Here is a 2,205-nt window from a genome sequence, read left to right on the forward strand (position 1 = left end):
TGCGTTCGCAATGACGGGGCTGTTCATGGAAAGCGTAGCGCGGCAGTCCATGACTGCCGGGTGCATGGATTGCTTCACTTCGTTCGCAATGACGGGGCTGGGGTTCGCAATGACGGAGCTGTTCATGGAAAGCGAAGCGTGGCGATCCATGCATTCGGAATTCATGGTGTGGAAAACCCTGGCTCGCCCGGGCCGGGCGCTGGCGCTGGCGCGCCCAGCAACACAGCCTGCGGCGTGTCGTTCAAGGTTTGCGCCAACTCACCGATCTGGCGTGAGCTGCGCGCCAGATTCTGCGCGGCGTTGTTCAGGCGCGGCAAGGTGATGCCTTGCAAGGTTTGATTGGTGGTCACCCACACCTCGACGGCCTGCCCCAATTGGTCGAGCGTGCCGCCCGGCATAAACATGCGCTCGGTCACCCGTTGAAACGCTTGCGCCGATGTGCGGGCCGCGTCCGCGCTTTCGCCCACCTGTAGCGATGTCGCTTTCAGCGTCGCCAGGCTGTCGCGCGCGCCTTTGGCCATGTCTGGCAGCAGGGTGCGGGTTTGCGCGCTGACGCGTTCAATCTCCAGGGCAGCTTTGCCAAGATGGTCCACCGTGGTCATCACGGCTTGCTGGTTCTGGCTCGACAGCAATTCGGTAAGGCGCTGGCTGGCTTGATCAAGTTGCCCCAGAATGCGCTCGCCTTGCACGCCCAACTGACTCATCAAGCCCGGCTTGAGCGGGATGCGGCTGTGCTCGTCCAGCGGCACCAAGGTGGCTTGGGTGTCCGCAACCGGATCATCGTCAAGCGCGATAAAGGCCAGGCCGGTGACCCCCAGGTAACCCAGCGTGGCATAGGTGCTGGCACTGATCGGGGCCGCATCATCGACGGCGATACGCACCAGCACATGGCCGCGCGTCGTTGGGTCAAGGCCGATGTCGGTCACCTTGCCCACCGGCACGCCCTGATAACGCACGCTGGCCTGGGGCTGCAAGCCGCTCAGATTGACCGCCCCGGAAAGCTCGTAACTGCGCAGCTGGTGCGTGTCGCGTGTCAGCCAGACCGCCAGCGTGACCAGCAAGGCGGTGACAAACAAGACAAACAGGCCGGCAGCCAGCGCGTGAGATTTGTTTTCCATAAACTGAATTAAACCCCAGAATTCTTTTTAGAATGCAGGGGCTTGGGGGCGTAGCTCAGTTGGGAGAGCGATTGGTTCGCAATCAATAGGTCGGCGGTTCGATCCCGCCCGTCTCCACCAGTCAAGCCAGCAAGGCAAACGGCATCAGTGCGAGCGGATCATGGTGCCAAACGCCTGGTCCGTCAAAATCTCCAGCAACAGCACATGCGGCACCCGGCCGTCGATGATGTGCACCGAATTGACGCCGCTTTTGGCCGCATCCAGCGCGCCGGCAATTTTGGGCAGCATGCCGCCGCTCAGGGTGCCATCGGCAAAGAGCGCGTCAATCTGGCGCGCCGTCAGGTCGGTGAGCAACTCACCGGCCTTGTTGAGCACGCCGCTGATGTTGGTCAGCATCATCAGTTTTTCGGCCTTGAGCACGGTGGCCAGCTTGGCCGCCACCACGTCGGCGTTGATGTTGTAGCTCTCGTTGTTTTCACCAAAACCGATCGGACTGATGACCGGGATGAAGGCATCGTCCTGCAGCGCCTTGACCACGCTGGGGTCGATGCTGACGATGTCGCCCACCTGGCCCACGTCATGCTCCTTGCTGGCGTCCACGTTGTCGCGCATCTTGAGTTGCTGCGCCCGAATCAGGCCGCCGTCGCGCCCGGTCAGGCCCACTGCCTTGCCACCGGCGTGGTTGATCAGGCCCACAATGTCTTGCTGCACCTCGCCAGCCAACACCCACTCCACAATCTCCATGGTCTCGGCGTCGGTGACACGCATGCCCTGAATGAATTCGCCCTTTTTGCCGAGACGCTTCAGGGCGGCTTCAATCTGCGGGCCGCCGCCATGCACCACCACCGGGTTGATGCCCACCAGCTTGAGCAGCACCACGTCTTCGGCAAAATCGGCTTGCAAGGCGGGGTCGGTCATGGCGTTGCCACCATATTTGATGACGATGGTCTTGCCATGGAACTTGCGGATGTAGGGCAGCGCCTGCGCCAGAATTTCGGCCTTGTCGCGTGGAGGAATGTGGGAAACGTCGGTCATGGTGGGCTCGGGGTTCAATGAAACTTGATTTGCAAATTGTGCCGCAAGTTAG

At 61.5% G+C, this 2,205-nt stretch carries 2 protein-coding genes and 1 tRNA gene; 1 reads left to right on the plus strand and 2 read right to left on the minus strand.

What is annotated here, in order from left to right; translation table 11 throughout:
• Window positions 1–161 precede the first annotated feature (161 nt).
• Window positions 162–1,118 (minus strand): MlaD family protein, encoded by a 957-nt coding sequence (locus IBX54_RS14620; protein ID WP_296543384.1) that lies wholly within the window; start codon window positions 1,116–1,118, stop codon window positions 162–164.
• Between the two features lie 44 nt (window positions 1,119–1,162).
• On the opposite strand from IBX54_RS14620, the gene IBX54_RS14625 reads away from it, so the two are divergent.
• A tRNA-Ala gene (locus IBX54_RS14625) sits at window positions 1,163–1,238 on the plus strand.
• A gap of 24 nt (window positions 1,239–1,262) precedes the next feature.
• Here the strand turns inward: IBX54_RS14625 and argB are convergent.
• Window positions 1,263–2,153, minus strand: coding sequence for an acetylglutamate kinase (gene argB, locus IBX54_RS14630; RefSeq protein ID WP_296543385.1), 891 nt, complete (start codon window positions 2,151–2,153; stop codon window positions 1,263–1,265).
• Between the last annotated feature and the right edge of the window lie 52 nt (window positions 2,154–2,205).

The sequence above is a fragment of the Rhodoferax sp. genome, from assembly GCF_014859475.1.
Classification (GTDB): Bacteria; Pseudomonadota; Gammaproteobacteria; order Burkholderiales; family Burkholderiaceae_C; genus Rhodoferax.

Coding starts and splice junctions, on each gene's coding strand:
- IBX54_RS14620 (WP_296543384.1), bottom strand. CDS start 1,118: ATGGAAAACAAATCTCACGCGCTGGCTGCCGGCCTGTTTGTCTTGTTT.
- argB (WP_296543385.1), bottom strand. CDS start 2,153: ATGACCGACGTTTCCCACATTCCTCCACGCGACAAGGCCGAAATTCTG.